The organism is Pseudomonas sp. IT-P4 (genome assembly GCF_949767755.1).
Classification (GTDB): Bacteria; Pseudomonadota; Gammaproteobacteria; order Pseudomonadales; family Pseudomonadaceae; genus Aquipseudomonas; species Aquipseudomonas monachiensis.
On the sequence record NZ_CATKPX010000055.1, the window covers coordinates 1 to 7844 of the forward strand.

Consider the following 7844-nt stretch of genomic DNA (forward strand, 5'->3'; position numbering starts at 1 on the left):
TCCCACAGGATTTGTGCCACCTGGAATTACTCGCCGGTCCCGGCGAACCCCGCGACAATCTCATCGATCACCGCCCGGACCCTGGCCGTATGCCGCAGGTCCGCGTGGGTCACCAGCCAGATGTCATAGGGCATCGGACGCGAGCGTTCCGGCCACAACCTGACCAACCCCTCCTTCTCCCCGATGTACACCGGAATCTCTCCGACTCCGATCCCCGCCGCAATCGACCGACGCACCAGCAGGCTGGAACTGAGGCTCGCGACAATCCGCCCGCGCGCCACCGGTTCCGAGACCAGCGTCAGGTCCTTGTTGCCCTGCAAGTACGGCTGATACACCACCAGGTCATGCCCGGCGAACGCCGAGCCCGGCTCCGGCACGCCGTGGGCGTCGACATAGGCTTGCGAGGCAAACAGCCCTACCGGCCAACGGGCGATACGCCGGGCAATCAGGTCAGGGTTTTCCGGCCGGGTGTTGCGTACGGCGATGTCCGCTTCGCGTTTTGCCAGGCTGAGAATCTGCGTGGTGGCGTCCAGTTGCACCCGTACATCCGGGTGTTGCCGATGCAAACGGGCAATCGCCGGGATCAGGAAATCAATCGCCAGGGAGTCGGTGGTACTGACCCGAACCGTGCCGGTCAAGCGATCGTCCAGGCCCTGGATCTGGCGCTCCAGCTCCAGCGCCGAATGCTCCATTTTCTCCACGGCCTTGAGTGCCGCTTCGCCGACAGCCGTCAGCGCATAACCTTCGGATGTGCGCAGGAACAAGGTCGCACTCAATGACTTTTCCAGCGCCGTGATGCGCCGGCCGACCGTGGCCTGGTCGACCCCCAACACCCGCGCCGCACCACGCAACGTGGATTCGCGGCAAACCGCGAGAAATACCCGGGCGTCATCCCAATTCATCACGTTCTCCTGACGATGCAATTACGCATCAGCATAGCGCGTAATCGCTGCATTAATGCTTCGTAAAACCTCGATATGCTGAAGGCCAGAGTGACCCTACAGGACAATGCACATGCACAGTTCATCGCCTCCCCTTACCCCGGCGCCCGGCGTGATCTGGCTGCCGATCTTCGCCGGCCTCTGCGCCAGCCTGGTCAGCATCGGCCTGGCGCGCTTCGCCTACACGCCACTGATTCCCTCGCTGATCCAGGCCCACTGGTTTTCCGCCAGTGACGTGGTGTACCTCGGCGCCGCCAATCTGGTGGGGTACCTGATCGGCGCACTGATCGGCCATCCCCTGGCACGCCGGACCTCGAACAAGACCGCCCTGCGCCTGATGATGCTGGCGGTGACCCTGGCGTTTTTCGCCTGTGGCTTTCCGTTGTCAGTGAGTTGGTTCTTCGGCTGGCGCCTGCTGTCGGGGATTGCCGGTGGCGCGATCATGGTGTTGGTGGCGGCCACCGTATTGCCCCGGGTCCCGGCGGCCCGCAAAGGCCTGGCCAGCGGCGCGATATTCCTGGGTATCGGCCTGGGCATCGCCGGGTCGGGGACGATCGTACCGCCACTGCTGAGCCTCGGCTTGCAGCAAACCTGGTTCGGCCTGGGCCTGCTGGCCTTGATCCTCACGGCTGCCAGTTGGTTTGGCTGGCCGACAACTGCGCACCCGACTACCGCAACGCCGTCGAATGCACCGTCGTCCCCCACCGACCCGAACGTTTACCTGCTGTTCGCCCAATACGCATTCATGGCGGCCGGGTTGGTGCCGGCCATGGTGTTCCTGGTGGATTACGTCGCCCGTGGGCTCAATGCCGGGGCACATGTCGGCGCGCTGATCTGGGTGATGTACGGCCTGGGCGCGATTATCGGGCCGGTGAGCTACGGCTTTCTGGCAGACCATCTGGGCGCGAAAACCGGTATCCGCATCGTGCTGGTGCTGCAAGCGCTGGCAGTCGGCCTTTTATCGATCAGCAGTTCGTTCGTGGCGCTGGCTTTACTGGCGGTGATCCTCGGCTCCTTCCCCCCAGGCATCGTGCCGCTGGCGTTGGCGCGGGTGCATGAACTGATCCCCGGGCATCATCAGCAACAGGTTGCCTGGAGTCGCGCCACCGTGTCGTTCGCTACTTTCCAGGCGCTCTCGGGGTTCGCTTACTCGGTGCTGTTCAACGCCAGTGGCGGCCATCATGCCTTGATGTTCGTGATTGCCGCCGGCGCCATCGTTGTAGCGCTGTTGCTGGAACTGGGCAGCCGACTGTTCAGACGTTCGACCAAATTTTTAACGCTCAATACAGGTATCTGAAATGACACTCCCGCAGACCATGACCCTGATCGAAATCACCGAACCCGGTGGCCCTGAAGTCCTGCAGCCGTGCCAGGTGCCTGTGCCCGTTGCAGGGGCCGGCGAGATTCTGATCCACGTACACGCCGCCGGGGTCAATCGCCCCGATGCGCTGCAACGGGCGGGCAAGTACCCGATGAAGCCCGGCATGAACCCGAACCCGGGGCTGGAAGTGGCCGGTGAAGTGGTGGCGATAGGCGCTGGTGTCTGCGAATTTGCGCTGGGCGACAAGGTCTGCGCCCTGACCAATGGCGGCGGGTATGCGCAATACTGCGTGGTCCCGGCCAGTCAGGCCCTGCCGATCCCCGAAGGCATGGACTGGGTGCAGGCGGCGGCCCTCCCGGAAACCTTCTTCACGGTGTGGGCCAACCTGTTCGGCCTCGGCGCTGCCCGCCAGGGTCAGCGCGCCTTGATCCACGGCGGCACCAGCGGCATCGGCACCACCGCGTTGATGTTATGCCGCGAACTCGGCATCGAAGCATTCGCCACCGCGGGCAGCGACGAAAAATGCGCGGCGATCCGCGAATTGGGCGCCGAGGCGATCAACTATCGCGATCAGGATTTTGTGCAGGTCATCGCGGAAAAAACCGCGGGCCAGGGCGTCAACGTGATTCTCGACATCATGGGTGGCTCGTACCTCAACAACAATGTGGCCGCCCTGGCCATGGAAGGTCGCCTGGTGATGCTCGGTTTCCTCGGTGGCGCCCATGCCAGGGAAGTCGATTTACTGGCGATCATGGCTAAACGCGCCGTCGTCACCGGCTCCCTGTTGCGCTCGCGGACCCGGGAAGAAAAAGCCGCCATCGCCCGTCAGTTGCAAGAGCACGTATGGCCAGTGCTGAGCGCCGGACGCTGCCTGCCGATGATCGACCGGGTTTACCCGCTCACGGAAGCGGCGCAGGCCCATGCCCGGATGGAAGCCGGCGATCACATCGGCAAGATTGTTCTGCGGGTGGAGAGTTAATGGCTCAGGGCTCGCAGGGTTCCTGAAGGATGGCGGCCCCTGCGCCCTGCTCCCCCTGATAACGGGCGCGATAGCGCCCGGGGCTTTCCCCGGTCCACTTCTTGAACGCCCGATGGAAGGCGCTGGGTTCCTGGAACCCCAGTTGCTCGGCGATATCGCTGATGCTCGCATCGCTCTGACGCAGTTGTTCAAAGGCCACGCCTCGGCGTACTTCGTCCTTGATTTCCTGATAGGAACAGCCTTCACGCTCCAGTTTGCGGCGGAAGGTGCTGGGGCTCAGGTGCTGTTCCAGGGCAAAGGCCTGCAACGTCGGCCACTCGCTGTAATGACTGCCGCGCAAGCGCTGATGGACCTGGGATGCCAGTCCGTGCTGGTTACGGAAGCGGATCACCAGCCATTGTGGCGCTGTACGCAGGAACACTTTCAGCGACGCCAGGTCTTGAGCCACTGGCAGGCGCAAGTAGTGACTGGCAAATTCGATTTCGGTGCGCTCGGCACCAAAGGTCAGGTTGGGGCCCCAAAGCAGGCGGTCGTCACCCAGCGACAGGCGCGAATGGCGGAAGTCCGCACGATCAATGGGAATGCGCCGCCCGCCCAGCCAGCACAGCAGACTGATCATCAACACCAGGAAGGTTTCTTCACCAAACCGGCTGGCGTCGTTGTCCGTCGAGCGGGTTTCAAGGCTGATCACCGCACGCTTGCCACGCACCGCGAGCGAGCCGCGAAAGTCTCGCAGGAACAAGCCGAAGTTGGCCAGGCATTGACGCATGGCCTTGTGCAGATCGGGCTCCTGAATCAGGGCACGGCAAATCAGGGCGAAACTGCCCGGCGGCATGCCATGGGAGTCGAGCCCGAAAAACTCATCGTCGAGCTCGCGGATCTGGATCAGCCACAACGCCGCAAACGCGTTGGCCGGCACCCGCGCCGTGGGTTGGTGCATGACCGCCGGATCAATGCCCGCCTGCTCGAGCACGGCCGTCACGCGCTGCGGATCATCCCTCAGCCCATGGATCATTGCCTGCACGAAATAGGCGGCAACCGAGTCCTTTTCCCGCATTGGTTCGCTTCTCTCTCATCACCCGAATGGCAAAAAACATCAGTGCCGTTGAACAGTTTTGGCATAGGACAACCGCCCTGCCGGCTCTAGACTCGCGGCAATAGTACGCCTTCGGCCGCCGTCGCGGCCAAGGTATCGCAGGGTTTGATCGAAGGATGGGAAGATGAATCTGCAAAACATCGGAGTGATCGGTGCGGGCACCATGGGCAACGGTATCGCGCAAGTCTGCGCCATGGCCGGTTTCAACGTGACCTTGCTGGACATATCCGAAAGCGCTTTGCAAAAAGCCGTCGCAACGGTCGGTAAAAACCTGGACCGGCAGATCGCCAGGCAAACCCTGACGGTGGAGCAGAAACAGGCCACCCTCGACAAAATTCGCATCAGCACCGATTACAGCGTCCTGGGTGACGCGCAACTGGTCATCGAAGCGGCCACTGAAAATCTGGACCTGAAACTGCGTGTGCTGCAACAGATCGCCGCGCAGGTCAGCAACGAATGCGTCATTGCCTCCAATACCTCGTCGCTGTCGATCACCCAACTCGCCGCCAGTGTCAGCCAGCCTGAGCGCTTCATCGGCCTGCATTTCTTCAACCCGGTGCCGGTGATGGGCCTGATCGAAGTCATCCGTGGCCTGCAAACCAGTGACGTGACCCACCAACTGGCGCTGGACATGGCGACCACTCTAGGCAAAACCGCGATTACGGCGGGTAACCGTCCGGGATTCGTGGTCAACCGGATCCTGGTGCCGATGATCAACGAAGCGATCCTGGTGTTCCAGGAAGGCCTGGCCAGCGCCGAAGACATCGACGCCGGCATGCGCCTGGGCTGCAACCAGCCTATCGGCCCATTGGCCCTGGCGGACCTGATCGGCCTGGACACCCTGTTGTCGATCCTCGAAGCCTTCTATGACGGTTTCAACGACAGCAAATATCGCCCGGCGCCACTGCTCAAGGAAATGGTCGCCGCCGGTTACCTGGGACGCAAAACGGGGCGCGGCTTCCATGCCTATGCCTGAGCGTTGCTCGCGCTTTGCCGAGTACCGGGACAAGGTCCTGGAGCTGTTTGCCTGCAAGGGGTTCGGCCAGGTCGGCATGCGCGAGCTCGCGACGTGCCTGGGGCTCTCCCCGGGCTCGCTGTATCACCATTACCCCAGCAAACAGCATCTGCTGCTCGACCTGATCGAGGAATTCTACGAGGAACTGCTGGCTACCCTGGGACGTATCCAGCAAAAAGCCCCGGGCAAGCGCGACAAGCTCAACAGCCTGATCCGCGCCCATCTGAACCTGTATCGGGAGATGCCTTGGCATTTCCGCCTGGTGGAGCGCGACAGCGGTTGCCTGAACGAAGAGCAGCAGGCTCGGGTCCGGCAATTGCGCGAGCAATACGAACGCACGTTGCTGAGGATGCTGGGCGCGAAGTCGCGTTTCAGCGAGCAAGGTCAGCTGGCGGCCGGGCATGCCATTGGCGCCCTGCTCAACAGCGCTCCCAGCTGGCTGACGCCACATGTGCTGGACGAGCAGGAACGTGATGAGCTGCTCGAGAGCATGGTCAGCGGTGCCATCGAACGTGTACTGGCGCCACGGCGCGTGCCGGAGGCGATAAGCCTCGCGCGTCCTATTGAAAAAACATCTAAAGAAACACAAGCTTCGACAAAGATTTAGCGCTTTGCTTGTCGGCTCGACACAATCGGAATTCGCCGAAAAAACCGGCGTCCAAACCGATGTATGTACTCGAACACCTGGAGCCGACCATGAAAATCAATCCCTACCTTATCTTCAACGGCGACTGCAAAGCGGCCTTCACGTTCTACGCGCAGTGCCTGCAAGGTCAGATCGAAGCCATGTTGACCTTCGGCGAAACGCCGGCTGGTGAACATTTCCCCAAGGATCTGCACAACCTGATCATCCATACCCGTCTGATCGTGGGCGATCAGGCGATCATGGGGTCGGACACCACACCGGATCGCCCCGTGGATAAAATGAGTGCCTGTTCGATTTCACTCAACGTCGACAGCATTGCCGAGGCCGAGCGGGTCTTCAATGCGCTGGCGAACGGTGGCTCTGTGCAAATGCCACTGGAGACCACGTTCTGGGCGGCGCGCTTCGGCATGCTGGTCGACCGCTTTGGTGTGTCGTGGATGGTCAATTGCGAAAAGGATCAGTGAAAGACCTCAGTCGATTGACCGTCTTCAAGGCACTAAAAAGCCCAACCTGAAAAGGTTGGGCGTTCTGGCAACTCCCGGCCCGTCTGCTACCGTCAACTAGCCACATGGATAGCAGCGAACCAGAGGAGCGAACCCACTATGCCGGCCCACGACCTGTCCTGGCCCACCCGTTTCAAATGCTTGCTACTGGCCGGTGGACTGATCACCGGCCTGCTGACCCTCAATGGCTGCGCCACTGTCGACGCACAGACCACCGCGTATGTCGGCGTAGAACATCCAGCACCGACATCGCCGGACCATGTAGTCGTGCTGCGCTCGGAGCCTCTGCGTCCGCATGTGCGCCTGGGTGAAGTGTTGATCGACGCCAGCATCGACCCCGCCCCGCCGATTACCGAAGTCGAACAGAAGCTGCGGGAAGAGTCCGCCAAACTCGGTGGCGATGCAGTGGTGGTGGTCTATGACCACATTCAGGCGGTGGGTGCCTATGCCAGCGGGCCGCTGTGGGCTCGCGACGTGACGACCATCAAAGGACGCAAACTCAAGGGCATCGTGATCAAGTACCAGTAGATATCTCCCCTGGAAGACAGCGTCAACGGAGGTTGAATTTGAATGACGTGGTGATCGCCCTCATCGTTTTCGCCTGTCTGTCCGCCAGCGCACTGCTGGGCTCGTACGTGAGGGAGCGATTACCGAGCCATCATCTGAGCGACGACTCCGTGGCGGTGGTGAAGCTGGCCACCGGCCTCATCGCAACGATGTCGGCGCTGGTCCTCGGCCTGCTCGTTTCCTCTGCCAAAGGCACATTCGATACGGCCAATGCCGAACTGGAGGGCGCTGCGGCGAAAGTGGTTCAATTCGACCGCTTGCTGGCCCGCTACGGCACCGACACCCAGGGCATCCGCACCGAACTCAAGCACAACTACGCCGAAGTCACCCGAGTACTCGCGACCCGCGACCACCATCAGATTGCAGAACTCGATAGCCCCGAAATGATCCGTCGCTCCGAAGGCCTGCAACGCCAGGTCGAATCACTGACGCCTGGCAACGATGATCAGCGCACGCTGAAAGCCTCGGCATTGCAAGACATGGACACCGTGTTTGCCGCCCGCTGGCTGACCCTGTTGCAGGCCAATCAATCGATTCCACCGGTGATGCTGGTGATCCTGGTGACGTGGCTGGGGATTATCTTCGGCTCATTCGGTCTGTTTGCACCCTGCAACGGCACCATTGTCGCCGTATTGCTGATGTGTGCCTTGTCGACGGGGGCAACCATCCTGCTGGTAGAGGAACTCAATCGACCGCTTGATGGTTTTATCTGTGTGTCACTGGATCCCCTGGAGCACACGCTGGAGCGGTTGGGGCAGTAATTTCATTTCCTGCGG

At 61.6% G+C, this 7844-nt stretch carries 9 protein-coding genes; 7 read left to right on the plus strand and 2 right to left on the minus strand.

The genetic code is table 11. The annotated features are described in order from the left end of the window. Positions 1 to 26: 26 nt before the first annotated feature. Positions 27 to 902 carry a LysR family transcriptional regulator gene (locus tag ACM6IT_RS21205; protein ID WP_056723452.1) on the minus strand — a complete coding sequence of 292 codons (876 nt, stop codon included), beginning with the start codon at positions 900 to 902 and terminating at the stop codon, positions 27 to 29. Between the two features lie 112 nt (positions 903 to 1014). Between ACM6IT_RS21205 and ACM6IT_RS21210 the strand changes: the two genes are divergently transcribed. Beyond that, a complete protein-coding gene (locus ACM6IT_RS21210) occupies positions 1015 to 2238 on the plus strand; it encodes a YbfB/YjiJ family MFS transporter (protein WP_414918636.1) in 1224 nt (407 codons plus the stop codon). Position 2239: 1 nt separating this feature from the next. After that, positions 2240 to 3241 carry an NAD(P)H-quinone oxidoreductase gene (locus tag ACM6IT_RS21215; RefSeq protein WP_414918637.1) on the plus strand — a complete coding sequence of 334 codons (1002 nt, stop codon included), beginning with the start codon at positions 2240 to 2242 and terminating at the stop codon, positions 3239 to 3241. A gap of 4 nt (positions 3242 to 3245) precedes the next feature. Here the strand turns inward: ACM6IT_RS21215 and ACM6IT_RS21220 are convergent, their stop codons facing one another. After that, positions 3246 to 4298: an AraC family transcriptional regulator gene (locus ACM6IT_RS21220; RefSeq protein WP_056723448.1), complete on the minus strand. Its 1053-nt coding sequence runs from the start codon at positions 4296 to 4298 to the stop codon at positions 3246 to 3248. Between the two features lie 163 nt (positions 4299 to 4461). Here ACM6IT_RS21220 and ACM6IT_RS21225 point away from each other — a divergent pair, with 163 nt between their 5' ends. From ACM6IT_RS21225 to ACM6IT_RS21245, 5 genes are all read left to right on the plus strand, one after another. After that, entirely contained in the window at positions 4462 to 5313 is an 852-nt protein-coding gene (locus ACM6IT_RS21225) for a 3-hydroxybutyryl-CoA dehydrogenase (protein WP_056723446.1), read from the plus strand. Continuing rightward, positions 5300 to 5959 carry a TetR/AcrR family transcriptional regulator gene (locus ACM6IT_RS21230; RefSeq protein ID WP_056723444.1) on the plus strand — a complete coding sequence of 220 codons (660 nt, stop codon included), beginning with the start codon at positions 5300 to 5302 and terminating at the stop codon, positions 5957 to 5959. Before ACM6IT_RS21225 ends, ACM6IT_RS21230 begins: the two co-directional genes overlap by 14 nt. Positions 5960 to 6048: 89 nt before the next feature. Continuing rightward, positions 6049 to 6462 (plus strand): VOC family protein, encoded by a 414-nt coding sequence (locus tag ACM6IT_RS21235; RefSeq protein WP_056723442.1) that lies wholly within the window; start codon positions 6049 to 6051, stop codon positions 6460 to 6462. 138 nt (positions 6463 to 6600) lie between these two features. Continuing rightward, positions 6601 to 7029 carry a hypothetical protein gene (locus tag ACM6IT_RS21240; protein ID WP_414918638.1) on the plus strand — a complete coding sequence of 143 codons (429 nt, stop codon included), beginning with the start codon at positions 6601 to 6603 and terminating at the stop codon, positions 7027 to 7029. Between the two features lie 47 nt (positions 7030 to 7076). Then, the gene (locus tag ACM6IT_RS21245; protein ID WP_223542235.1) at positions 7077 to 7829 is read left to right on the plus strand and encodes a hypothetical protein; all 753 of its coding nucleotides are present in this window, start codon (positions 7077 to 7079) and stop codon (positions 7827 to 7829) included. The last annotated feature ends 15 nt before the right edge of the window (positions 7830 to 7844 follow it).